Origin of the sequence: Pseudomonas sp. 14P_5.3_Bac1 (assembly GCF_025466135.1) — a bacterium.
Taxonomy (GTDB): Bacteria; Pseudomonadota; Gammaproteobacteria; order Pseudomonadales; family Pseudomonadaceae; genus Aquipseudomonas.
On sequence record NZ_JANLOF010000077.1, the window covers coordinates 118,283 to 141,770 of the forward strand.

19 protein-coding genes are annotated in these 23,488 nt (G+C 61.6%); 4 read left to right on the forward strand and 15 right to left on the reverse strand.

Going from position 1 to position 23,488, the window contains the following annotated elements:
* Positions 1–27: 27 nt before the first annotated feature.
* The 8 genes from fdhA to NTD89_RS20715 form a co-directional block, all read right to left on the reverse strand.
* Positions 28–1,227: a formaldehyde dehydrogenase, glutathione-independent gene (gene fdhA / locus NTD89_RS20680; RefSeq protein WP_242200664.1), complete on the reverse strand. Its 1,200-nt coding sequence runs from the start codon at positions 1,225–1,227 to the stop codon at positions 28–30.
* Positions 1,228–1,412: 185 nt separating this feature from the next.
* Positions 1,413–2,270 (reverse strand): formyltetrahydrofolate deformylase, encoded by an 858-nt coding sequence (purU, locus tag NTD89_RS20685; RefSeq protein WP_032883972.1) that lies wholly within the window; start codon positions 2,268–2,270, stop codon positions 1,413–1,415.
* A 13-nt stretch (positions 2,271–2,283) separates the two neighbouring features.
* Positions 2,284–2,916 (reverse strand): sarcosine oxidase subunit gamma, encoded by a 633-nt coding sequence (locus NTD89_RS20690; RefSeq protein ID WP_262209400.1) that lies wholly within the window; start codon positions 2,914–2,916, stop codon positions 2,284–2,286.
* Positions 2,917–3,038: 122 nt separating this feature from the next.
* Positions 3,039–6,056: a sarcosine oxidase subunit alpha gene (locus tag NTD89_RS20695; protein WP_262209401.1), complete on the reverse strand. Its 3,018-nt coding sequence runs from the start codon at positions 6,054–6,056 to the stop codon at positions 3,039–3,041.
* Entirely contained in the window at positions 6,053–6,355 is a 303-nt protein-coding gene (locus NTD89_RS20700; RefSeq protein WP_003194855.1) for a sarcosine oxidase subunit delta, read from the reverse strand. Before NTD89_RS20700 ends, NTD89_RS20695 begins: the two co-directional genes overlap by 4 nt.
* A 15-nt stretch (positions 6,356–6,370) precedes the next feature.
* Positions 6,371–7,621 (reverse strand): sarcosine oxidase subunit beta, encoded by a 1,251-nt coding sequence (locus NTD89_RS20705; RefSeq protein WP_003209185.1) that lies wholly within the window; start codon positions 7,619–7,621, stop codon positions 6,371–6,373.
* 22 nt (positions 7,622–7,643) lie between these two features.
* Positions 7,644–8,897, reverse strand: a complete 1,254-nt coding sequence (gene glyA, locus NTD89_RS20710; protein ID WP_106575582.1) for a serine hydroxymethyltransferase — start codon at positions 8,895–8,897, stop codon at positions 7,644–7,646.
* Positions 8,898–9,133: 236 nt separating this feature from the next.
* The gene (locus NTD89_RS20715) at positions 9,134–9,862 is read right to left on the reverse strand and encodes a conjugal transfer protein TraX (RefSeq protein ID WP_262209403.1); all 729 of its coding nucleotides are present in this window, start codon (positions 9,860–9,862) and stop codon (positions 9,134–9,136) included.
* Between the two features lie 90 nt (positions 9,863–9,952).
* On the opposite strand from NTD89_RS20715, the gene NTD89_RS20720 reads away from it, so the two are divergent.
* The gene (locus NTD89_RS20720; RefSeq protein WP_106575584.1) at positions 9,953–10,993 is read left to right on the forward strand and encodes a threonine aldolase family protein; all 1,041 of its coding nucleotides are present in this window, start codon (positions 9,953–9,955) and stop codon (positions 10,991–10,993) included.
* A 77-nt stretch (positions 10,994–11,070) separates the two neighbouring features.
* Here the strand turns inward: NTD89_RS20720 and gbcB are convergent, their stop codons facing one another.
* A complete protein-coding gene (gene gbcB, locus NTD89_RS20725; protein WP_106575585.1) occupies positions 11,071–12,171 on the reverse strand; it encodes a glycine-betaine demethylase subunit GbcB in 1,101 nt (366 codons plus the stop codon).
* Between the two features lie 283 nt (positions 12,172–12,454).
* Here gbcB and gbcA point away from each other — a divergent pair, with 283 nt between their 5' ends.
* The gene (gene gbcA / locus NTD89_RS20730) at positions 12,455–13,750 is read left to right on the forward strand and encodes a glycine-betaine demethylase subunit GbcA (protein WP_145157545.1); all 1,296 of its coding nucleotides are present in this window, start codon (positions 12,455–12,457) and stop codon (positions 13,748–13,750) included.
* Between the two features lie 848 nt (positions 13,751–14,598).
* On the opposite strand, the gene NTD89_RS20735 is transcribed toward gbcA, so the two are convergent.
* The 6 genes from NTD89_RS20735 to NTD89_RS20760 form a co-directional block, all read right to left on the reverse strand.
* A complete protein-coding gene (locus tag NTD89_RS20735) occupies positions 14,599–15,369 on the reverse strand; it encodes an electron transfer flavoprotein subunit beta (protein WP_262209406.1) in 771 nt (256 codons plus the stop codon).
* 10 nt (positions 15,370–15,379) lie between these two features.
* Positions 15,380–16,600 (reverse strand): electron transfer flavoprotein subunit alpha/FixB family protein, encoded by a 1,221-nt coding sequence (locus tag NTD89_RS20740; protein ID WP_262209408.1) that lies wholly within the window; start codon positions 16,598–16,600, stop codon positions 15,380–15,382.
* On the reverse strand, positions 16,600–18,543 hold the full coding sequence (gene dgcB, locus NTD89_RS20745; protein ID WP_262209410.1) for a dimethylglycine demethylation protein DgcB: 1,944 nt from the start codon (positions 18,541–18,543) through the stop codon (positions 16,600–16,602). Before dgcB ends, NTD89_RS20740 begins: the two co-directional genes overlap by 1 nt.
* Before the next feature lie 158 nt (positions 18,544–18,701).
* Positions 18,702–20,762, reverse strand: a complete 2,061-nt coding sequence (dgcA, locus tag NTD89_RS20750) for a dimethylglycine demethylation protein DgcA (protein WP_145157554.1) — start codon at positions 20,760–20,762, stop codon at positions 18,702–18,704.
* 16 nt (positions 20,763–20,778) lie between these two features.
* Positions 20,779–21,309, reverse strand: coding sequence for a DUF5943 domain-containing protein (locus tag NTD89_RS20755; RefSeq protein WP_034116150.1), 531 nt, complete (start codon positions 21,307–21,309; stop codon positions 20,779–20,781).
* Positions 21,310–21,379: 70 nt separating this feature from the next.
* Positions 21,380–22,357 (reverse strand): dipeptidase, encoded by a 978-nt coding sequence (locus NTD89_RS20760; RefSeq protein ID WP_119737560.1) that lies wholly within the window; start codon positions 22,355–22,357, stop codon positions 21,380–21,382.
* A gap of 218 nt (positions 22,358–22,575) precedes the next feature.
* Between NTD89_RS20760 and NTD89_RS20765 the strand changes: the two genes are divergently transcribed.
* Entirely contained in the window at positions 22,576–22,977 is a 402-nt protein-coding gene (locus tag NTD89_RS20765; RefSeq protein WP_119737558.1) for a lysozyme inhibitor LprI family protein, read from the forward strand.
* 40 nt (positions 22,978–23,017) lie between these two features.
* The gene (locus tag NTD89_RS20770; protein ID WP_262209413.1) at positions 23,018–23,434 is read left to right on the forward strand and encodes a DUF3010 family protein; all 417 of its coding nucleotides are present in this window, start codon (positions 23,018–23,020) and stop codon (positions 23,432–23,434) included.
* Positions 23,435–23,488 lie beyond the last annotated feature (54 nt).

The window sequence follows — 23,488 nt, forward strand, 5'->3', positions numbered from 1 at the left end:
GAGGCGCCCTCATACTGACGCTCAACCTTACGCCGCGCTAAACATCTTATGCGGATCAATCACAAACTTCTTCGGCACACCCGCATCGAACTCGCCGTACCCACGCGGCGCGTCATCCAGGCTGATGACCTGCACGCCAACGATTTCGGCAATGTTGATACGGTCCCACATGATCGCCTGCATCAACTGGCGGTTGTACTTCATCACCGGGGTTTGGCCGGTGTGGAAGCTGTGGGATTTAGCCCAGCCCAACCCGAAGCGAATGCTCAGGCTGCCCATCTTCGCGGCGGCGTCGACAGCGCCTGGGTCTTCGGTGACGTACAGGCCAGGAATGCCGATTTTGCCCGCCACGCGGACCACGCCCATCAGCGAGTTGAGCACGGTGGCCGGTGCTTCTGCCTTGGCGCCTTCATGGCCGTGGCCACGGGCTTCGAAGCCTACGGCATCGACGGCGCAGTCAACTTCCGGCTCGCCCAGCAGTGCGGCGATCTGTTCGTGCAGAGGCGTGTCTTTGGACAGGTCGGCAATTTCAAAGCCCTGCGCTTTGGCGTGTGCCAGGCGGATCGGGTTGACGTCGCCGATGATCACCACAGCGGCGCCCAGCAACCGTGCCGAAGCGGCTGCGGCCAGGCCAACCGGGCCGGCGCCGGCGATATACACCGTGCTGCCCGGGCCGACGCCGGCGGTGACGGCGCCGTGGTAGCCGGTGGGCAGGATGTCGGAGAGGCAGGTCAGGTCGCGGATTTTCTCCATGGCCTTGTCGCGGTCCGGCAGTTTCAGCAGGTTGAAGTCGGCGTACGGCACCAGCACGTATTCGGCCTGGCCGCCGGTCCAGTCGCCCATATCGACGTAGCCATAGGCGCCACCGGCGCGGGCCGGGTTGACGGTCAGGCACACGCCGGTGTGTTGTTCCTTGCAGGAGCGGCAGCGGCCGCACGCGACGTTGAACGGCACCGAGACCAGGTCGCCGATTTTCAGGTTTTCGACGTCGCTGCCCTTTTCGATCACTTCGCCGGTGATTTCATGCCCCAGGACCAGGCCAGTCTGGGCGGTGGTACGGCCGCGCACCATGTGTTGGTCGGAGCCGCAGATGTTGGTGGAGACCACGCGCAGGATGACGCCGTGCTCAATCTTCCTGCCACGGGGGTCCTGCATTTTGGGATAGTCGATTTTCTGTACTTCGACCTTGCCGTTGCCGAGATACACGACACCACGATTACCAGACATGCTTTCACCTCGCTGTTGTTTTTATGGAACCGCGTTGCCCAGGCAGGCAGCGCGTTTAAGTGCTCGGGTTACAGATGCTGTTTCTTGTGTTGTTTGTGAGGGCCTCATCGGGGGCAAGCCCCCTCCCACAGTTGACTGCATTCACACATCAAAGGTGGGAGGGGGCTTGCCCCCGATGGCTTCAGTCAGAGCACCACCGTTCTATTGGCATTCAAGAACACCCGGCGCTCAATGTGATACCCCACCGCCCGGGCCAATGTCAGCCCTTCGATATCCCGCCCCTTGGCAATCAAATCCTCGGGATAGTGACTGTGGTCCACCACCTCCACGCCTTGGGCAATGATCGGGCCCTCGTCCAGGTCATTGTTGATGTAATGCGCGGTAGCGCCGACCAGCTTCACGCCCTTGTTGTAGGCCTGGTGATACGGCTTGGCGCCCTTGAACCCCGGCAGCAACGAGTGATGAATGTTGATGGCCTTGCCATCCAGCTTGCGGCACAGCTCCGGCGACAGCACTTGCATGTAGCGCGCAAGAATCACCAGTTCGGCGCCGGTCTCTTCAATCACTTGCCACACCTGACGCTCCTGGGACGGTTTGTCGTTGGGGTCGAGGGGGAAATGGTAGTAGGGAATCTGGTGCCAGTCGGCCAATGGCTTGAGATCAGGGTGGTTGGACACCACCGCGACCACGTCCATCGACAATTGGCCGATGCGCTGGCGGTACAGCAGGTCGTTGAGGCAGTGATCGGCCTTGGAGACCATGATCACCACTTTTGGCCGGTAGTTAGGCGCCGTCAGCTCGAAGATCATGCCAAAGGCTTCACCGCGCGTGGCCAGGCCGTCGCGGAAAGCTTGCTCGTCAAAACCGTCGGGCTGGCGGAATTCCACACGAATAAAAAACCGGCCCGAGAGGCGGTCATCGAACGAATGGTGCTCGGTGACGTAGCAGCCCTGTTCGAACAGGTAGCGGGTGACCGCGTCCACCGTGCCGAGCACGCTGGGGCAGTCGGCGGTCAAAATCCATGTATCAGGTGCGCGGCTCATCGTGTGTAACTCCTCAGGCTTGAACACTCAGGCCGAATTCGGCGGACGCATCCTGCAGCCACAGCCACCAGTAGTCCGAGAAGCTGCGACGAATCACCAGTTCCCAGGTGTCTTCGGCCGTGTGGCGGATCACCAGTTGCGACTTGGCGAACACTGTGCCCACCGCCTTGCCCACCGGGAAGTTGTTGGGGTGCACGTCGTAACTGGTGGACTTCATCAGCACGTCGCGCACATTCGGGCCGCTGAGTTCGAGGATTTGCTGGCCGCCGCTGACGTTGACGACCTGGATGTGCAGGTCGCCCAAGGCGGCGCGCAGGTTTTGCTCGGCGGCGAATTCTTCACCGCTTGGCACCACCAGCAGCCACTCATCCGGGCCGAGCCATTGCAGGCTGGTTTCGCCGTTGATGATGACTTGCAGGGCGCCAGGCAGTTCGATGCCGAGGGCTTTGTGCACGCCGGCGGCGAAGGCCGCATCGTGGCCATCGCCACGAAGGGTCAGGTGGCCGAGCAGTTTCTTTTCACGCACGGTCACGCCGGCATTCTTGCGGCCCTTGCCGACCAGGCTGGCGAGGTCGGCATGGTGCAGCGACGACTCGGCCTTGGCACCGGTGGTGGGGCGTTGTTGGTAAACATTGGCTGCTGTCATAAAGCACCTATCTGAATTCTGTTGTGCGGCTAATGGCCTCATCGGGGGCAAGCCCCCTCCCACAGGGAATGCATTTCAACATGTGGGAGCTGGCTTGCCTGCGATGCAGGCGCCTCGGTCTATCAGATGTTCTGCCGCTCACCTTTCGGGTCAAAGAACACCGAGGACACAATCTCCGCCTCGATCACGCTGCCATCGGCCTGCGGTGAGAACACCCGCTCGCCGATGCGCTTCAAACCGCCCTTCACCACCGCCATCGCAAACGAGTAACCCAGCGAGTTATGCGCATAGCTTGAGGTGACGTGACCGACCATCTTCATCGGGATCGTCTGCTTCGGATCGAACACCAGCTGCGCGCCTTCCGGCAGCCACACGGTCGGATCAATCGGCTTCAAGCCCACCAGTTGCTTGCGCTCTTCACGCACGCAGTCTTCACGGTTCATCCCGCGCCAGCCGATCCACGAGAACGGTTTGGTACGGCCTACGCACCAGCCCATGTTCAGGTCGTCCGGGGTCATCGAGCCGTCGGTGTCCTGGCCGACGATGATGAAGCCCTTCTCGGCCCGCAGCACGTGCATGGTCTCGGTGCCGTACGGCGTCAGGTTGTACTTCTTGCCGGCCTCGACGATCTGTTCGAGCACGCCCATGGCGTAGTCGGCCTGCACGTTGACCTCAAACGACAGCTCACCGGTAAACGAGATACGGAACACCCGCGCCGGCACGCCGCCCACCAAGCCTTCTTTCCAGGTCATGAACGGGAAGCCGTCCTTGTCCAGGTCGATATCGGTCACTTCGGCCAGCAGCTTGCGGCTGTTGGGGCCGGACAGGGTCATGGTCGCCCAATGGTCGGTGACCGAGGTGAAGTACACCTTGAGGTCCGGCCACTCGGTCTGTTGGTAGATTTCCAGCCACTGCAATACGCGAGCGGCGCCGCCGGTGGTGGTGGTCATCAGGAAGTGGTTGTCGGCGAGGCAGGCGGTGACGCCGTCGTCGAAGACCATGCCGTCTTCCTTGCACATCAGGCCGTAGCGGGCCTTGCCCACGTCGAGCTTGGTCCAGGCGTTGCTGTAGATACGGTTGAGGAATTCGCGGGCATCCGGGCCTTGAATGTCGATCTTGCCGAGGGTGGACGCATCCAGCAGGCCGACGCTGTCGCGTACGGCCAGGCATTCGCGTTTGACCGCGGCGTGCAAGTCCTCACCGTTGCGCGGGAAGTACCACGGGCGTTTCCACTGGCCGACGTCTTCAAACTCGGCACCGTTTTTCACGTGCCAGGCGTGCAGCGCGGTGTAGCGCACCGGCTCGAAGATATGCCCACAGTGGCGGCCCGCTACCGCGCCGAAGGTCACCGGCGTGTAGTTGGGGCGGAACATGGTGGTGCCCATCTGCGGGATGGTCACGTTCAGCGAGCGGGCCGCAATGGCCAGGCCGTTAACGTTGCCGAGCTTGCCCTGATCGGTGCCGAAGCCCAGCGCGGTGTAGCGTTTGACGTGCTCCACCGACTCGAAACCTTCGCGGGTGGCGAGTTCGATGGCGGCGGCGGTGACGTCGTTTTGCAGGTCGACAAATTGCTTCGGCGCCCGTGCAGTGGCTTTTTCGTGGGGTACCTGGAACAGCGCCAGGGTCGGCTCTTCCAGACGGCTCAAAGCTTTGGGCAGTGTGCCTTCCACCGGTGCAAAACCGGCTTCGCTGGCCGCGCGCACGCCACCTTCAAAACCGTCTGCCAGGGAGTCGCCCAGGCCGTAGACGCCGTTGATACCACCGACGCACACGCGTTTCTGCGGTGCTTCGCCCGGTACGAAACCGAGGATGTCTTCACGCCAGGTCGGCTTGCCGCCCAGGTGCGAGGCCAGGTGAACCACCGGGCTGTAGCCACCGGAGCTGGCCACCAGGTCGCACTCCAGCCATTCTCCGGGGCTGGTGACTTTGTGGGCCTTGACGTCGATGGCGGCCACGCGGGCGCCGGTGACGTGCTTGCTGCCACGAGCTTCGATCACGGCACTGCCGGTGAGGATGCGAATGCCTTTGGCACGGGCTTCTTCAACCAGCGCGCCCCGTGGGTTGTGGCGAGCATCGGCTACGGCGACAACGGTGAGGCCGGCGTCGAACCAGTCCAGCGCAACGCGGTAGGCATGATCGTTGTTGGTCGACAGCACCAGCTTCTTGCCCGGTGCCACACCGTAGCGACGCACGTAAGTCGAGACCGCACCGGCCAGCATGTTGCCCGGCACGTCGTTGTTGCCGTACACCAGCGGACGCTCGCACGCACCAGTGGCCAACACGACACGCTTGGCGCGCACACGGTGGATACGCTGACGCACCTGGCCGATCGGCGCACGGTCACCGAGGTGATCGGTAAGGCGCTCGTGAATGGTCAGGAAGTTATGGTCGTGGTAGCCGTTGACGGTGGCGCGAGGCAGCAGCACTACATCGTGCAGGGCTTTGAGTTCCGCGATCGAGCTGGCAACCCATTCGGCGGCCGGCTTGCCATCGAGGCTTTCACGGGAATCCAGCAAGGAGCCGCCGAATTCTTCCTGCTCGTCCGCGATGATCACCCGCGCGCCGCTGCGAGCAGCGGCCAGGGCCGCCGACAGACCGGCAGGGCCAGCGCCCACAATCAGCACATCGCAGTGACGGTTCATGTAGTCGTAGGTGTCCGGGTCGTTCTCGGTCGGCGAGCGGCCTAAACCTGCAGCCTTACGGATGTACTTCTCGTACGTCATCCAGAACGATTGCGGGTACATGAAGGTTTTGTAGTAGAAACCCGGCGGCATCAGCTTGCCGCCGACCTTGCCGAGAATGCCCATCATGTCGTTGTTCACGCTCGGCCAGCCGTTGGTGCTGGTGGCGACCAAACCCTGGTACAGCGCCTGTTGCGTGGCGCGCACGTTAGGAATTTGCGTGGCTTCAGTGGCGCCAATCTGCAGCACCGCGTTCGGCTCTTCGGCACCGGCGGCGAAGATGCCGCGCGGGCGGGAATACTTGAAGCTGCGGCCGATGATGTCGACGCCGTTGGCCAGCAGTGCAGCGGCCAGGGTGTCGCCTTCAAAGCCTTTGTAGCTCTGGCCGTTGAAGCTGAAGCTGAGGACTTTGTTGCGGTCGATCCGGCCACCGTTGGACAGGCGATTGATCTGGCTCATACCTTCTCTCCAGAGGCCTTGGCGGTGAATTGTGGCTTCTCACCGATCTTGTAAGTTTCAAGAATTTCGTAGGTCACGGTGTCGCGGGTCGCGTTGAAATACTGGCGGCAACCGGCGGCGTGAATCCACAGCTCGTGGTGCAGGCCGCGCGGGTTATCGCGGAAGAACATGTAGTCGCCCCACTGCTCATCGGTGCAGGCGTTCGGGTCCAGCGGGCGCGGGATGTGCGCTTGGCCGGACGCGTGGAATTCCTCTTCGGAGCGCAGTTCGCCACAGTGAGGACAGAAGATATGCAACATAGGAAATTTCTCCTGTTAGTGGGCGACGGCCGCAGCGCCGTGTTCGTCGATCAGCGCACCGTTGTGGAAACGGTCGATGGAGAAAGGAGCGGCCAACGGGTGCATTTCACCCTTGGCGAGGCTGGCGGCAAATACGTTGCCTGAGCCTGGAGTCGCTTTAAAACCACCGGTGCCCCAACCGCAGTTGAAGAACATGTTCGGGACCGGGGTCTTGGAGATGATCGGGCAGGCATCCGGCGTGGTGTCGACGATGCCGCCCCACTGGCGGTTCATGCGCACGCGGGACAGCACCGGGAACATCTCGACGATGGCCTGGATGGTGTGTTCAATCACCGGGTAGGAGCCGCGCTGGCCGTAGCCGTTGTAGCCGTCAATGCCGGCGCCGATCACCAGGTCGCCCTTGTCGGATTGGCTGATGTAGCCGTGCACGGCGTTGGACATGATCACGCTGTCGATGATCGGCTTGATCGGCTCCGACACCAGCGCTTGCAGCGGGTGGGATTCGATCGGCAGGCGAAAGCCCGCCAGCGACGCCATGTGCCCGGAGTTACCCGCCGTGACCACACCGACGCGCTTGGCGCCGATAAAGCCCTTGTTGGTTTCGACGCCGATGCACACGCCGTTTTCCTTGCGGAAACCGATGACTTCGGTCTGCTGGATCAGGTCCACGCCCAGTGCGTCGGCGGCACGGGCAAAGCCCCAGGCCACGGCGTCGTGACGGGCCACGCCGCCGCGACGTTGCACGGTGGCGCCCATGACCGGGTAGCGGGTGTTCTTCGAGCAGTCGAGGTACGGGATCTCGTCGGCCACTTGCTTGGCATTGAGCAGTTCGCCGTCCACACCGTTGAGGCGGTTGGCGCTGACGCGACGCTCGGAATCACGGATGTCTTGCAGGGTGTGGCACAGGTTGTAGACGCCACGCTGGGAGAACATCACGTTGTAGTTCAGGTCCTGGGACAAGCCTTCCCACAGTTTCATCGCGTGTTCGTACAGGTGCGCCGACTCGTCCCACAGGTAGTTGGAACGCACGATGGTGGTGTTGCGCGCGGTGTTACCGCCGCCCAGCCAGCCTTTCTCGACCACAGCCACGTTGGTGATGCCGTGTTCTTTGGCCAGGTAGTAGGCGGTCGCCAGACCATGCCCGCCGCCGCCGACGATGACCACGTCGTAGACCTTTTTCGGCGTGGGCGTGCGCCACATCTTCTGCCAGTTTTCGTGGTGGCTGAGTGAGTGCTTGAAGAGGCCGAAGCCCGAGTAGCGTTGCATAGTCATTACTCCAAAACCGCGCTCAGCGATAAACCGGGAAATCAGCGCACAGGGCAGACACGTGCTTGGCCACGTTGGCCTCGACGTCGGCGTCGCCGAGGTTGTCGAGGATGTCGCAGATCCAGCCGGCAAGCTCAATGCATTGCGGCACTTTGAAACCGCGCGTGGTCACCGCCGGGGTGCCGATGCGCAGGCCCGAGGTCACGAACGGCGACTGCGGGTCATTCGGCACGGCGTTCTTGTTGACCGTGATGTGGGCGCGGCCAAGGGCGGCGTCCGCCTCTTTGCCGGTGAGGCCCTGACGGATCAGGCTGACCAGGAACAGGTGGTTGTCGGTGCCGCCGGACACCACGTCGTAGCCGCGCTTGATAAACACACTGGCCATGGCCTGGGCGTTTTCGATCACTTGTTGCTGGTAGACCTTGAAGCCAGGCTCCGCCGCTTCCTTGAAGCACACCGCCTTGCCGGCGATCACATGCATCAGCGGGCCGCCCTGGGCGCCGGGGAAGACGGCGGCGTTGAGTTTTTTCTCAATCTCTTCATTGGCCTTAGCCAGGATCAAACCGCCACGCGGACCGCGCAGGGTCTTGTGGGTAGTGGTGGTGACCACGTCGGCATACGGCAGCGGGTTCGGGTACAAACCGGCAGCCACCAAGCCGGCGACGTGGGCCATGTCGACAAACAGCAGCGCGCCAACCTTGTCGGCAATCGCGCGGAAACGTGGGAAATCCAAAGTCTTGGAATAGGCAGAGAAACCCGCCACGACCATTTTCGGCTTGTGCTCCACCGCCAGGCGCTCGACTTCGTCGTAGTCGATCAGGCCGGTGTCAGTGTTGATGCCGTATTGCACCGCGTTGTACAGCTTGCCCGAGGACGACACTTTGGCGCCGTGGGTCAAGTGACCGCCATGGGCCAGGCTCATGCCGAGGATGGTGTCGCCGGCGTTCAGCAGCGCCAGGTAAACCGCGCTGTTGGCGGACGAGCCGGAGTGCGGCTGCACGTTGGCGTAATCGGCGCCGAACAGCTGCTTGGCGCGCTCGATGGCCAGGGCTTCAACCTTGTCCACGTGCTCGCAGCCACCGTAGTAGCGCTTGCCGGGGTAGCCTTCGGCGTATTTGTTGGTGAGGCCGCTGCCCTGAGCTTCCATCACGCGTTTGCTGGTGTAGTTCTCTGACGCGATCAGCTCGATATGATCTTCCTGACGCTGCTCCTCGGCATTCATCGCCGCCAGCAAGGCGTCGTCATATCCCTGGATCTGGTCTTTTTTGCTGAACATCGCGTCTCTCCCAGCCTTTCGTATTGTTGAGGCCCGTGCAGGGCCCTTTGATGCGATGGTAGGGCTGGCGCAGACAGGTCAAATGCCTACGGACGCCACGCAAAGGTGCGTTTACGACATAGCGGCAACAACGCAGAACAAATGTGGGAGGGGGCTTGCCCCCGATAGCGGTGGATCAGCTTGCACATGTGTCGGCAGACACACTGCCATCGGGGGCAAGCCCCCTCCCACACGGGTTAGGCGATGATCTTGCGCACGAGTAGCAACATCAGGAAATGCAGTGGATACAGGGCATACGCCCAACGGCGCATGGCCGGAGGCGAGACGTTTTTGGCCTGTCGCAACAAGACCAAACCGGCCAATGGCGCGATCAGGCAAGCGGCCAATCCCAAAAGCGCCACGGGCGTGCCGCTGTTGAGCAAAATCTGCCATTGATTGGCGGCCACACAGACCAACCCTGGCAACACGCTGAAATACCAAGGTCGACGAAACACCATCAGCATCGCCAGCGGCAGCAAGACACCGAAAAAACCGAACATCAACTGCGTGGTAAACACCGCGCCCAAAGCGAGGGCGATCAGTGCCAATCCTCGATCAACGAGCGCCTTCTGCTGCCATCCTCGGGCAACCAGCAGGCCCAGCGCCAGGGTCGGCAGCACGTTCAAGGTATCGGCATCGTCGATAAACAGTCGGTACGGCACTTCGCTGATCACACTGAACAGCAGCAGCCAGCCCAGGTAACGCCATTGGCCCGTTACCGGCGCATCCTTGACCCGGTGCAGGTTTGCCGCAATCGCCAGGCAAAACCACGGGAATGCCAGGCGCCCCGGAACGTACAGGCCATCCAGGCTCCAACCCACATAGCGCAGGTGATCCAGGACCATGCTCAGCAGCGCCAACCACTTGAGCAGGTCCAAGGCGCCATCGCGCGCCTGCTTGGCAGGAATCGTTTCAGTACCGTGCATAATTCCCCAGTGACTTTGCATTTACAGTGCGTGCGCCCGCCCAACATTCTTGGTTACAGTGCGCACCAACATCGACCACAGGAATGGGCCATGACCGACAAGAGCCAACAATTCGCCAGCGACAACTATTCCGGCATCTGCCCGGAAGCCTGGGCCGCCATGGAACTCGCCAACCAGGGCCATCAGCGCGCCTATGGCGATGATGAATGGACCCACCGCGCCGCCGACGGTTTCCGCAATCTGTTCGAAACCGACTGCGAAGTCTTCTTCGCCTTCAACGGCACCGCCGCCAACTCGCTGGCGCTGTCCTCGCTGTGCCAGAGCTACCATAGCGTGATTTGCTCGGAAACCGCCCACGTCGAAACCGACGAATGCGGCGCGCCGGAGTTTTTCTCCAACGGCTCCAAACTGCTCACCGCCCGCACTGAAAACGGCAAGCTGACCCCGGAATCGATCCGCGAGATCGCGCTCAAGCGCCAGGACATTCATTACCCCAAACCACGCGTGGTCACCCTGACCCAAGCCACCGAAGTCGGCAGCGTGTACACCCCGCAAGAAATCCGCGCGATCAGTGCCACCTGCAAAGAACTGGGCCTGAACCTGCACATGGACGGCGCACGCTTCTCCAACGCCTGCGCGTTCCTCGGCTGTTCCCCGGCCGACTTGACCTGGAAAGCCGGCGTGGACGTATTGTGCTTCGGCGGCACGAAAAACGGCATGGCGGTGGGTGAAGCCATCCTGTTCTTCAACCACAAGCTGGCTGAAGACTTCGACTACCGCTGCAAACAGGCCGGTCAGTTGGCGTCGAAAATGCGCTTCCTCTCGGCGCCGTGGGTGGGCCTGCTGGAAAACGACGCCTGGCTCAAACACGCACGCCACGCCAACCACTGCGCGCAATTGCTGAGCAGCCTGGTGGCAGACATTCCTGGTGTGGAATTGATGTTCCCGGTGCAAGCCAACGGCGTGTTCCTGCAACTCTCGGAAGCGGCCATCGAGGCCTTGACGGCCAAGGGCTGGCGCTTTTACACCTTCATCGGCAAAGGCGGCGCGCGGTTCATGTGTGCGTGGGATACCGAAGAAGAGCGCGTGCGCGAATTGGCGGCAGATATCCGCGAAGTGATGGGCGCCTGAATTCACCATTGAACAAAATGTGAGAGGGGGCTTGCCCCCTCCCACATTTGACCCTGCCCGCTTGAGGGTTTGGCCTATCAGAACTCGATACGCACATCACCCTTCGGCACGCTGCAGCACGACAGGATGTAGCCTTCGGCCTCGTCTTCTTCGGTAATCCCGCCGTTGTGGTCCATCTCGACCTCCCCGCCCAGCTTCATCACCTTGCAGGTGCCGCAGATGCCCATCCCGCAGGCTTTGGGAATCAGCAGGCCAAGCTTGGCCGCAGCGGCGTGGACAGTTTCGCCCGGTGCCACGCGAATGCTCTTGCCCGACGCAATGAATTCCACCTGATGCAGGTCGGCCAAGTCGATTTCCGGTGCGTCGGCGGCCTGTTCGGCTTGCTCCACCGCGTCGGCACGCGCTTCCGGCGGTGTCGCGCCAAAGGACTCTTCGTGGTAGCGCGTCATGTCAAAGCCCGCCACTTCCAGCAGGCGCTTCACCGCGTTCATGTACGGCGTAGGGCCACAGCAGAACACTTCGCGCTCGAGGAAGTCCGGCACCATCAGTTCGAGCATCTTGTGGTTCAGGTAGCCGCGATAACCGGCCCAGGGCTCGCCCAGGCCGTGTTTTTCACAGATCAGGTGCAGGCTGAAGTTGTCGATCCGCGACGCCATGTGTTCCAGCTCGCGGTGGTAAATGATGTCTTTGGGTGAGCGCGCGCTGTGGATAAAGGTCATGTCGACATTGGCGTTGGTGTCGTAATACCACCGCGCCATGGACATCACCGGCGTGATGCCAACGCCGCCGCTCAGATACAGCACTTTCGGGTTGCTGAAATCGATGGCATTGAACAGCCCCACCGGCCCGTGCACCGCCAGCTCCTGGCCTTCGTGCAGCGTGTCGTGCAGCCAGTTGGAAACCTTGCCGCCCGGCACGCGTTTGATCGTCACCGAAAAGCTGTACGGCACCGACGGTGAACTGGAGATGGTGTAGGAGCGCATGATCGGCTGGCCGTCGATTTCCAGCTCCAGGGTGACGAACTGCCCCGGCTTGAAAAAGAACAGGATCGGCTGGTCGGCCATGAAGCAGAAGGTGCGCACGTCCCAGGTTTCCTGGATGACTTTGACGCAACGGACAATGTGCCGACCATTGGCCCAGGTCTGGGTGGTGACCGGATTCAGGAAGCTGTTGGACATGCTGTTCTCCGCAGCCGTATATCGGCCTGATGGTGGCGATTCTGCGTAACGCGAGAAACGTCCATTTACCTATCTGCGACATTCACATACTTATCGCGACCAGCCCCCATACCACGGGGGTTGCGCGTCGGGATCAGAGTGGGCCATGTCGCTAATGGACAAGGTTCTGGCCTTTGCCGGGCCCACACTCGCTCCCAACAACGACGCTTTCTTTACGCCTTGCTGCAAAACCTGATCAGCCACTATTCGCCGGCCACACAGAATGGCCCTGAGGACACACACGATGGACGTCACCGCAACCTTAAGCTTGGGCGATCCGCTGGAACCCGCACGCAAGGCCACCGCGCAAATGCTGCAAGAGCGCGAGCGCACTTTTTCGCTGCCGCAGCCGTTTTACTCTGACGAGCGGCTGTTTGATATCGACATGCAGGAGATCTTCCAGAAAGAGTGGTTGATCGCCGGCATGACCTGCGAGATTCCCACCAAGGGCAACTACCTGACCCTGCAAGTGGGCAAGAACCCGATCATCGTGATCCGTGGCGCCGAGGGCGTGGTGCACGCCTTTCACAACGTGTGCCGTCACCGTGGCTCGCGCCTGTGCACCAGCGACAAGGGCAAGGTCGCCAAACTCGTCTGCCACTACCACCAGTGGACCTACGAGCTCGACGGCCGCCTGCTGTTCGCCGGCACCGAGATGGGCGCCGACTTCGACATGAAGCAGTACGGCTTGAAACCCGTGAACGTGAAGACCGCCGGCGGCTACATCTTCATCAGCCTGGCCGAGAACCCGCCGGCCATCGACGACTTCCTGTCGACGCTGAACCACTACATGGAACCCTACGACATGGAAAACACCAAGGTGGCGATCCAGACCACCTTGTTCGAAAAAGCCAACTGGAAGCTGGTGCTGGAAAACAACCGCGAGTGCTACCACTGCAACGCCTCGCACCCGGAATTGTTGAAAACCCTGCTGGAATGGGACGACGTCACTGACCCGCGCGCCGACCAGGCCTTCAAGGACCACGTCGCCGCTTCCGCCGCCGCCTGGGATGCCGAGAAGATCCCTTACGCCCACGCCAGCTTCGGCCTGCGTAACCGCATCGTGCGCATGCCGCTGCTCAAGGGCACCGTGTCGATGACCCTGGACGGCAAGCAAGGCTGCAACAAGCTGATGGGCCGCATCAAGAACCCGGACCTGGGCTCGATGCGCATCCTGCACCTGCCGCACTCGTGGAACCACTGCATGGGCGATCACATCATCGTGTTCACCGTGTGGCCGATCAGCGCCCAGGAAACCATGGTCACCACCAAGTGGATCGTGCACAAGGACGCCGTCGAAGGCGTGGACTACGACGTGGAGCGCATGCGCAAAGTGTGGGACGCCACCAACGACCAGGACCGTCGCCTGGCCGAAGAAAACCAGCGCGGGATCAACTCCACCGCCTATCAGCCAGGGCCTTACTCCAAGACGTATGAGTTTGGTGTGGTGAATTTTGTGGATTGGTACAGCGAGCGCTTGCTGAGCAACCTGGGCGCTGCGCCGGCGCCATACCTCAAGGGCGTGGCCGCACACGAGTAACTGACACGCGACCGATCAAAATGTGGGAGCGGGCTTGCCCGCGAATGCAGTGGATCAGCCAGCCCATCGGGTGACTGACACACCGCCTTCGCGAGCAAGCCCGCTCCCACATCAGGTTTCCACACTGCTCAAGAATTGATCAACTCCCTTGCAACCCTTTCCCGCCTTGCCCTCCAGCCTTCGCCCAACAACTTATCCACAAAGCCACCCACAGCAATTGTGGGCAAGTGCGCGATCTTCTGAAAATAAATGAAGAAAATCCGTGACTTATTCCAGCCGTGCGCTTTCGCAATCGTTTGATCACTTATTGATCAACTCTCTGAAAGCCCCTAAATACGTGGCCTGTGGCAGTACGCGAACACCTTATCCACAGAAGCACCAACAGACTTTGGGGGCAACTTTACCGATGCTGTGGAAAACCGCGTCAACCCTTCATAAATCGCGGGTTTCAAGGTTTTAATTGAGCAAACAGCGCGAATTGATCAAATTTTGATCGCATCAATGAAAGCCTTTATCTACGTGGCCTGCAGCCAGTAGCGAACATCTTATCCACAGAAGCGCCAACAGACTTTGGGGGCAAGTCGGTACCGGCGAAAGAAGTTATTCATAGAAAAACCCCAGGAAAAACCGCTGGTTAGCCTGGTTGTTTTTCGTACAGGGGGCTACAGGGCTTGATTTACCGGGGCTGTGGACAGCCGCGAACAGGTTATCCACAGACGGGTCAACAGGGATTGTGGGTAAGCCCACAGATCAAATGTGGGAGCCGGGCTTGCCCGCGATGCAGGCAACTCGGTTTATCAGCTAGACCGAAGTGAGGCTATAGCAGGCAAGCCAGCTCCCACAGGGCATCAGCGCACCACGCCTTCTTCAATCAGCAGCTTGAGAATGGCCTCAGCGCCCGCCTCGGGACTAAGTCCCTTGAGCACCTGCCCCCCGCCGCCGCTGGCCTTGGCCGTAGCAGCCTTCATGCGGTCGGCGCCGCTCTTGGCCTTGATCACTTTGAGGCGCTTGGGCCGCGGCTTGGCCGGCTGCAGCACCGCACCTGTGAATAACTCGTCTTGCTCAATCTCGACTTCATGGGCGGCCAATTCTCCGCGCTGCCCAGGGCCGTAGGCACTTTGCCGTGGCTTGGGCGCGGCGTTATCCACCGTGGCCAGAAACGGCAGGCGCACCTTCAAGCGCCGCCGCTGCCCGCGCGGCAAGGCTTGCAGCACGTGGGCGATGCCGCCGTCGATGGACTCCACCTGCGCCAGGCCGACAATCAGCGGCCAGCCCAGTTGCTCGGCCAGCAGAAACGGCAACATGCCCGAGCCCTCGCCGGTTTCCGCCTGGCTGCCGGTGAGCACCACCTGGGCACCGGCGCCGCGCAGGTAATCGCTGAGGGCAGGCAAGGCGTCAGCGCCGTCCGGCTGCTCAAGCACATGCAATTGCGGCAAACCCATGCCCAGGTAACTGCGCAACGTCGGCTCGTGAATGTTGCCGGCGTGCAGCACCTGCAACTTTTCCCCAGCCATTTGCAGGCCCAACTCGACGGCGCGGGCATCCTGCTCCGCGCGGCGTGGCCGGCCGGAAGTGGGGTGGGCGCCGATGGATACCAAGCTGATTACAGGTGTTGTCATGGTCATGTCCTTAAGCCGCATCGCGCTTGGCGCCATTGCGGTAGGCCTCGACCGCAGCGATCAAGGCTTGCAGAATCGCGGCGCTCTCGCCGATCACCGACAGGTCGGCACGCTTGATCATGTCGCAGCCAGGATCGAGGTTGATCGCCACCACCTTGTCGCAGGCGCCAATGCCTTGCAGGTGCTGGATCGCCCCGGAAATGCCCACGGCCACGTAAACCCGCGCCGTGACCCAGGTGCCACTGGCGCCGACCTGGCGATCACGCGCCATAAAGCCATCGTCCACCGCCACCCGCGAGGCGCCTTCGGTGGCGCCCAGGGCTGCGGCGGTTCGGTGGAACAGTGCCCAGTCCTTCACGCCATTGCCGCCGGAGAAAATAAACTCCGCTTCGGCCATGGGAATCGCGCCGGGGTCCACCGCCACCGCACCGAGGTCTTCGATACGCGGCAAGCTGCGCGCCAAGGGTGTGGATAACTCCACGGGCAATGCCTCGTGACGTGTTTCGCTGACCGGTTCGGCGCACTCCACGGCCGCCAGGATCAGGCGCGGCAATGGCCGGGCCAAGTCTTCCTGGCCCGCACCCGCGCGGCCGATGCATTCTTCGCCCTTGATCTGCCAGACCCGCGTGGCCGGGCGCTCCTTGAGGCTGGCGGCAAAACGCCGACCCAATTCACCACCACCGCTGCGGCTGTCCGGCAGCAGCCAGTGGCGCGGGTTGAACTGGTTATCCACAGCCCGCAGGCCCTGGACGCGTTGCTCCGGTGAATAACCGTCGAATTCGTGACCTTCCAACACCAGCAAGCGATCAACGCCGGCCGTGGCAAAGGCACTTTCCTTGTGGTCGCCAAACACCACCGCCAGCACAGCGCCATCGCTGCCGGCGAGTTGCTGCGCCAGGCCGAGCACGTCGCGGTCGTGGCTGCTCAGGCGGCCGCCGACCATGTCCGGCACCACGCTGATATAAAACGCCGGCGCCGGTACCTGATGCAGCGGCAACTGCACTTGCACCGCCGCCGTGCGCTTGGCCGCGCCGCCCTGCTGGGCACCGCTGCGGTCAATGCGTTTGATGCCGTTGGGGCCGATAAAACCGACCCCATGCATGTTCTTGCGGATGACGCCGTTGGGTCCCATCCAGCTGTGTTGCAGCGGCTGCATCGCCGCATGCAGCGGGTGCAGGCGGTTGCGGGCGATCCATTCGGCCCGTGGGTCGCGGCGGATAATGTCGCTCATCAGTGCACCTCCGCAGGTTCACGCTTAATCGGGGCTTTTGTCGAGGCGGCGTCTTCGAGCAAAGCGTCAGCCACCAGTTCGGCGATGTCTTTGATCAACGGGCGCGGTTCAACCACACCTTCGAGCATCGCCGTGCACTGCGGGCAACCCACAGCCACCAGCTCGGCGCCGGTTTCGCGGATGTCTTCCATGCGCATATCGGGAATGCGTTGCTTGCCGGGAATGTCGGTGATCGGCGCACCGCCACCGCCACCGCAGCAGCGTGAACGGAAGCCCGAGCGTTGCATCTCCTTGACCTCGATGCCCAGCGCGCGCAGCACTTGGCGCGGCGCCTCGTATTCGCCGTTGTAGCGGCCCAGGTAACAAGGGTCGTGATAGGTCACGCTGTCGCCTTTGTGCTGGCCCAGGTTCAACGCGCCGTCGCCGATCAGTTCGGCCATGAAGGTGCTGTGGTGCTGCACCCGGTAGTTACCGTTGAAGGCGCCGTACTCGTTTTTGAGTACGTGGAAGCTGTGCGGGTCGCAGGTGACGATGCGCTTGAAGCAGTATTTTTCCAGGGTCTGGATATTGCGCGTGGCCAGCAGCTGGAAGGTGGCTTCATCGCCCAGACGCCTCGCGACGTCGCCGCTGTCGCGCTCTTCCAGGCCGAGCACCGCGAAGTCGACCTTGGCCGCTTTCAGCACTTTGACGAAGGCGCGCAGGGTGCGTTGGTTGCGCATGTCGAAAGCGCCGTCACCGACCCAGAACAACACGTCGGCGCTGCCTTTTTCACTGAACAGCGGCAGGTTCAAATCCGCCGCCCAGTTCAGGCGGCCGCCCGGTGCAAAACCGCCGGGGTTGTCGGTGGCGATCAGGTTTTCCAGGACTTCGGCGCCCTTGTTCGGCGTGGCGCCTTTTTCCAGGGTGAGGTGGCGGCGCATGTCGACGATGGCGTCCACGTGCTCGATCATCATCGGGCACTCTTCCACGCAGGCGCGGCAGGTGGTGCACGACCACAGGGTTTCGGCATCCACCAGGCCGTTGACGATCGGCTGGTGCGGGTTACCGGCATGTTCGCCCACCGGTTTGCCGGGATACGGGCTGCCGGCGAACTTGGCATCGGTGCCACCGGCCAGGCCGACCACCATGTCCTGAATCAACTTCTTCGGGTTCAGCGGCTGGCCGGCGGCGAACGCCGGGCATGCGGCTTCGCACTTGCCGCATTGCACGCAGGCATCGAAGCCGAGCAGTTGGTTCCAGGTGAAATCCTTGGGTTTTTCCACGCCCAGCGGCGCGGTTTTATCGCTCAAGTCCAGCGGCTTCAAACCGGTGGAACGGCCGCCACCAAAACGTTCGGCGCGGCGGTGCCAGGCCAGGTGCAGCGCACCGGCGAAGGCGTGTTTCATCGGGCCGCCCCAGGTCATGCCGAAGAACATTTCCGACACGCCCCACAGCACGCCCAGGCTCAGCAATGCCGCCAGCAGCCAGCCGCCGAAGTCGGCCGGCAGAATCCCGGCCACCGGCAACGTCACCAGGAAGAAGCTCACCGAGAACGCCATCAGGCTTTTCGGCAGGCGCATCCACGGGCCTTTGGACAGGCGCGACGGCGGGTTGCGACGGCGCAGGTAGACGAACGTGGCGCCGACAAACATCAGCACCGACGCCAGCAGCAAGGCGTAGCCGAGGATGCGGTTATGCAGGCCGAAACCGTGCACCAGAATCGCCAGCAACGCCGACAGCACAAAGCCCAGGGCGGTGGCGACGTGGGTGTTGGCGATGTATTTGTCGCGGGCGACCACATGGTGCAGGTCGACCATGTAGCGCTTGGGCATGGCCAGCAGACCGCCGAGCAGGTCGACCTTGGAGGCGCGGCCGCGGCGCCACATGTTCACCCGGCGCAGGGCGCCCAGCAAAGCCAGGCCCAGCGCCGCGAACAAAAGAACAGGCAGCAAGGTGTTCAACATGGTGAAGCTCCCACAAACCGCACATATCTACTGTGAAACTGGCCTGAATGTGGGAGGGGGCTCGCCCCCGAAAGCGGTGGGTCAGCTACAGCTGTATCACCTGACCCGCCGCCATCGGGGGCAAGCCCCCTCCCACCTTTTTGACCGAGTTCACCTCGTCAGAAATCCTTGCACAGGCGCAGGGCGTCATAGATCGCGGCGTGGGTATTACGCTGCGCCACACAGTCACCGATGCGGAACAGCAAGTACCCCTCGCCCGGCTCGCTCAGGCACGGCTGCGGCTGGATCGCGAACAGCGCTTCGATGTCCATCTGGCCTTTGTTGCGCGAACCCTGCTTGAGCGCGTAGTAGATCTCTTCATCCGGACGCACGCCGTTCTCGACCACCACTTGATCGACCACGCGTTCTTCCTTGGCGCCGGTGTATTCGTTCTCCAGCACCGCCACCAGCTTGTCGCCTTCGCGGTAGACCTTTTCCAGCATCATGTCGCCGGTCATGATCACTTCTTTCGGGTACATGCTGCGGTAGTAGGTCGGGAACGACGTACCGCCCACGGCCACACCCGGCTTGATGTCGTCGGTGACGATCTCGACCTGGCTGCCTTTGTCGGCCAGGAAGTCCGCCACCGACATGCCGGTGAATTCGCAAATGGTGTCGTACACCAGCACGTTCTTGCCCGGCGCGACCTTGCCATCGAGCACGTCCCAGCTGCTGACCACCAGGCCTTCTGCTGCGCCCCAATGTTCGTTCTGCTCCAGGAACGGGTGCCCACCGACGGCCAGCACCACCACGTCCGGGCGCAGGTCGAGGATCGCATCGGCGTTTGCCGCCACGCCCAGGCGCAGGTCGACGTTCAAGCGCGCCAGCTCCAGCTGGAACCAACGCGTAATACCGGCAATCTGGTCGCGCTGCGGTGCTTTGGAAGCGGTGGTGATTTGCCCGCCGATAAAGTCTTTCTTCTCGAACAACGTCACGTCATGGCCACGCTCGGCGGCGACGCGCGCCGCTTCCATCCCGGCAGGGCCGGCACCGACCACCACGACTTTGCGTTTGGGCCCGGTGGACTTCTCGATGATGTGCGGCACGCCCATGTATTCACGCGAGGTCGCGGCGTTCTGGATGCACAGCACATCCAGCCCTTGGTACTGGCGGTCGATGCAGTAGTTGGCGCCGACGCACTGTTTGATCTGGTCGATCTGGCCCATCTTGATCTTGGCGATCAGGTGCGGGTCAGCGATGTGGGCGCGGGTCATGCCGACCATGTCCACGTAGCCGCCTTCCAGAATGCGCGTTGCCTGGTTCGGGTCCTTGATGTTCTGCGCGTGCAGCACCGGGGCCTTGACCACTTCCTTGATCCCGGCCGCCAAGTGCAAAAAGGGCTCCGGTGGATAACTCATGTTCGGGATCACGTTGGCCAGGGTGTTGTGGGTGTCACAGCCCGAGCCGACCACGCCGATAAAGTCCAACATGCCGGTGTCGTCGTAGTACTTGGCGATCTGTTTCATGTCCTCGTGGGACAGGCCGTCTGGGTGAAATTCATCGCCGCACAGGCGAATGCCCACGCAGAAATCCGGGCCGACCTCAGCCCGCACAGCCTTCAATACCTCAAGGCCAAAACGCATGCGGTTTTCGAAGCTGCCGCCCCATTCGTCTGTGCGTTTGTTGACCCGTGGGCTCCAGAACTGGTCGATCATGTGCTGGTGCACCGCCGACAGCTCCACGCCATCCAGGCCTCCGGCCTTAGCGCGCGCCGCAGCGCTGGCGTAGTTGCCGATCACCCGCCAGATTTCTTCCGGCTCGATGGTTTTGCAGGTGGCGCGGTGCACCGGCTCGCGGATGCCCGACGGCGACAGCAATGTGGGCCAATGCTCGCCATCCCAGCGCGAGCGACGGCCCATGTGGGTAATCTGGATCATGATTTTGGCGCCATGCTTGTGCATGGCATCGGCCAGGTTCTGGAAGTGCGGGATGATCCGGTCATCGGCCAGGTTCACCGATTTCCACCAGCCTTGCGGGCTGTCGATGGCCACACTGGAAGAACCGCCGCAGATCGCCAGGCCGATCCCGCCCTTGGCTTTCTCTTCGTAATACTTCACATAGCGGTCGGTGGTCATGCCGCCGTCGGTGGCATACACCTCGGCGTGGGCGGTACTGAGCACGCGGTTGCGGATGGTCAGTTTGCCGATCTGGATCGGCGCGAACATTGCTTCGAAAGCCATGGCACGGTTCCTCGACTTACAACGGCTTGACGGTGAACAGGCCGTCGTCGTGGCCCTCTTCGGAGCCTCCGTACACTTGCTCGGCCACGGTGCGGATCTGACTGCCACGCGCCTGCAGAATCTGGTCCATGGCGCCGGCAAACCAGCCGGTGAACATGTAGTCGACTTTGCGCCCGACCTTGCCGTACACGTAGACAAATGCCGAGTGCTCGAGCTTGACGCTGGCGGTGCCTTTGTCGAGGTCGATGTCCTGGATCTTGAACAGGCCCCAGCCGCGTTGCGACAGGCGCTTCATGTAGTGCTCGAACACCGCGACGCCTTCCAGGCCGTGGCATTCAGCTTCTTTTTCACACCAGTGCCAGGCGGATTTGTAGCCGGCCTTGTAGAGGATTTCGGCGTAGGCATCTGCGCCCAGCACTTCCTCGATACCCATGTGGTTATTGACGAAGAAATGGCGCGGCACGTACAGCATCGGCAGGGCGTCGGAGGTCCAGACACCGGTTTCGCTGTCGACTTCGATTGGCAATTGCGGGGCGATCTTGGCCATGGAAACTTAACTCCAGAAAATTCGTTTTGATGCCCCCGGCACAGATGGCCGGAGGAAAAGAGAGGTTGGCTTATTCGCCCCAGACGTCCTTGAGGACGTTGACCCAGTTTTCGCCCATGATCTTGCGTACCACACGCTCGCTGTGGCCGCGCTTGAGCAGGGTCTCGGTGAGGTTGGGGAACTCGCCCACGGTGCGGATGCCCAGCGGGTTGATGATCTTGCCGAAGCTGGTCAGGCGGCGGGCGTAGCCCTTGTCGTGGGTCAGCATTTCGAAGAAATCCTGGCCATGGCCCTGGGTGAAGTCGGTACCGATGCCGATGGCGTCTTCGCCGACGATGTTCATGGTGTATTCGATGGCTTCGGCGTAGTCATCGATGGTCGAATCGATGCCCTTGGCCAGGAATGGCGCGAACATGGTCACACCGACAAAACCGCCGTGGTCGGCGATGAACTTCAGCTCTTCATCGGACTTGTTGCGCGGGTGCTCTTTCAGGCCGGACGGCAGGCAGTGGGAGTAGCACACCGGCTTTTTCGATTCGAGGATGACTTCTTCGCTGGTCTTGGAGCCGACGTGGGACAGGTCGCACATGATGCCGACGCGGTTCATCTCGCCGACGACTTCACGGCCAAAACCCGACAGACCGCCATCGCGCTCGTAGCAGCCGGTGCCGACCAGGTTTTGGGTGTTGTAGCACATCTGCACCACGCCCACCCCGAGCTGCTTGAAGATCTCGACGTAGCCCAGCTGGTCTTCAAACGCATGGGCGTTCTGGAAGCCGAAGATGATGCCGGTTTTGCCCTGTTCCTTGGCTTTGCGGATGTCGGCGGTGGTTTTCACCGGGATCACCAGGTCGCTGTTCTCACGGATCAGGGTCTGGCTGGCCACGATGTTATTGATCGTGGCCTGGAAGCCTTCCCACACCGACACGGTGCAGTTGGCGGCGGTCAGCCCACCTTTGCGCATGTCCTCGAACAGGTCGCGGTTCCACTTGGCAATGATCAGCCCGTCGATAACGATGCTGTCGGCGTGCAATTGCGCTGGGCTCATCAGGCGTCCCCTTATTGGCGATTCATGCGCCGAATCGTCTGCCGGCGCTTTGGGGCCAGCATATGCCCAGGGGCTGAACGAACCGGGTGCAAAAACGACAGGGGAATTGCCGAAAGCGTCAATCCGCGACAAAGGCCTACATGACACGTCTGACTGACGACTGTTCTTTGTCTTACGCTTGAGCCAGAATTCCGCATCACCTGATATGAGACGGCGCAATGAAATCGATTTTCCTGGCTTTGGCACTCATCGCAACCGGCGTCCACGCAGCCGAAGACACCGACAACACGCCCTGCGATGGCATCGAAAACGACAAACAAACCCTGGAATGCGCCACTTACAACAAAACCACCGCTGAACAATTGCTCAAAGACAACTATCAAGGCCTGCTGGAACGCATGGGTTCGACCTATGGCAGCAACAAGTCGCAACTGGCCGACATTACCGCTCGTCTGAAGGATGCTCAGCAAAAGTGGGAAAAACTGCGTGACGCCGATTGCGCGGTGGACACCTTCCCGGCGGTGAACGGCAGCAAGGAATACGCGATTCAACTCAATGACTGCCTGGCGCGGATGAGTGATGAGCGGTCGGAGTTTTTGGAGTCGATCGGGCAGGAATAAGCGACAATCTCTGCCACTTTCCTCTGTATCAAGGCCATTCATGACTATTTGCGGCATCGAAATCAAAGGCAGCGAAGCCATCATCGCTGTCGCCTCCCTGGACAACCAGGCGCTGACCCACATCGCCCTGGCCACCAAGAAAATCGCCCTGGAAGACGACGATGAGGCAGCCAACGTCAAAGCATTCGCCGCGCAGGTGAAGGCGTTTATGCAGGCAAACGCCATCACCCGCATCGCGATCAAGAAGCGCAGCAAGAAAGGCGAATTCGCCGGTGGCCCGACCACGTTCAAGATTGAAGGCGTGTTTCAGCTGCTGGAGGGGGTTGAGGTGACGTTGCTGTCGCCGCAGACCATCAATGCGCAGAACAAGAAGCACGGCTTTGAGTTGCCGGCTTCGCTGAACAAGTATCAGCACGAGGCCTTCAAGGCGGCGTGTTCGGCGCTGGTAAAGAAATAAACCACGACGCCTATCAAATGTGGGAGGGGCTTGCCCCCGATGTCGGTGTTTCAG

Coding starts and splice junctions, on each gene's coding strand:
- gbcA (WP_145157545.1), top strand. CDS start 12,455: ATGGACGTCACCGCAACCTTAAGCTTGGGCGATCCGCTGGAACCCGCA.
- NTD89_RS20760 (WP_119737560.1), bottom strand. CDS start 22,357: ATGAGCCCAGCGCAATTGCACGCCGACAGCATCGTTATCGACGGGCTG.
- NTD89_RS20690 (WP_262209400.1), bottom strand. CDS start 2,916: ATGACAGCAGCCAATGTTTACCAACAACGCCCCACCACCGGTGCCAAG.
- NTD89_RS20700 (WP_003194855.1), bottom strand. CDS start 6,355: ATGTTGCATATCTTCTGTCCTCACTGTGGCGAACTGCGCTCCGAAGAG.
- dgcA (WP_145157554.1), bottom strand. CDS start 20,762: ATGGCTTTCGAAGCAATGTTCGCGCCGATCCAGATCGGCAAACTGACC.
- NTD89_RS20715 (WP_262209403.1), bottom strand. CDS start 9,862: ATGCACGGTACTGAAACGATTCCTGCCAAGCAGGCGCGCGATGGCGCC.
- NTD89_RS20720 (WP_106575584.1), top strand. CDS start 9,953: ATGACCGACAAGAGCCAACAATTCGCCAGCGACAACTATTCCGGCATC.
- dgcB (WP_262209410.1), bottom strand. CDS start 18,543: ATGTTGAACACCTTGCTGCCTGTTCTTTTGTTCGCGGCGCTGGGCCTG.
- NTD89_RS20705 (WP_003209185.1), bottom strand. CDS start 7,621: ATGCAACGCTACTCGGGCTTCGGCCTCTTCAAGCACTCACTCAGCCAC.
- NTD89_RS20770 (WP_262209413.1), top strand. CDS start 23,018: ATGACTATTTGCGGCATCGAAATCAAAGGCAGCGAAGCCATCATCGCT.
- fdhA (WP_242200664.1), bottom strand. CDS start 1,227: ATGTCTGGTAATCGTGGTGTCGTGTATCTCGGCAACGGCAAGGTCGAA.
- NTD89_RS20765 (WP_119737558.1), top strand. CDS start 22,576: ATGAAATCGATTTTCCTGGCTTTGGCACTCATCGCAACCGGCGTCCAC.
- NTD89_RS20735 (WP_262209406.1), bottom strand. CDS start 15,369: ATGACAACACCTGTAATCAGCTTGGTATCCATCGGCGCCCACCCCACT.
- NTD89_RS20755 (WP_034116150.1), bottom strand. CDS start 21,309: ATGGCCAAGATCGCCCCGCAATTGCCAATCGAAGTCGACAGCGAAACC.
- purU (WP_032883972.1), bottom strand. CDS start 2,270: ATGAGCCGCGCACCTGATACATGGATTTTGACCGCCGACTGCCCCAGC.
- gbcB (WP_106575585.1), bottom strand. CDS start 12,171: ATGTCCAACAGCTTCCTGAATCCGGTCACCACCCAGACCTGGGCCAAT.
- NTD89_RS20740 (WP_262209408.1), bottom strand. CDS start 16,600: ATGAGCGACATTATCCGCCGCGACCCACGGGCCGAATGGATCGCCCGC.
- NTD89_RS20695 (WP_262209401.1), bottom strand. CDS start 6,056: ATGAGCCAGATCAATCGCCTGTCCAACGGTGGCCGGATCGACCGCAAC.
- glyA (WP_106575582.1), bottom strand. CDS start 8,897: ATGTTCAGCAAAAAAGACCAGATCCAGGGATATGACGACGCCTTGCTG.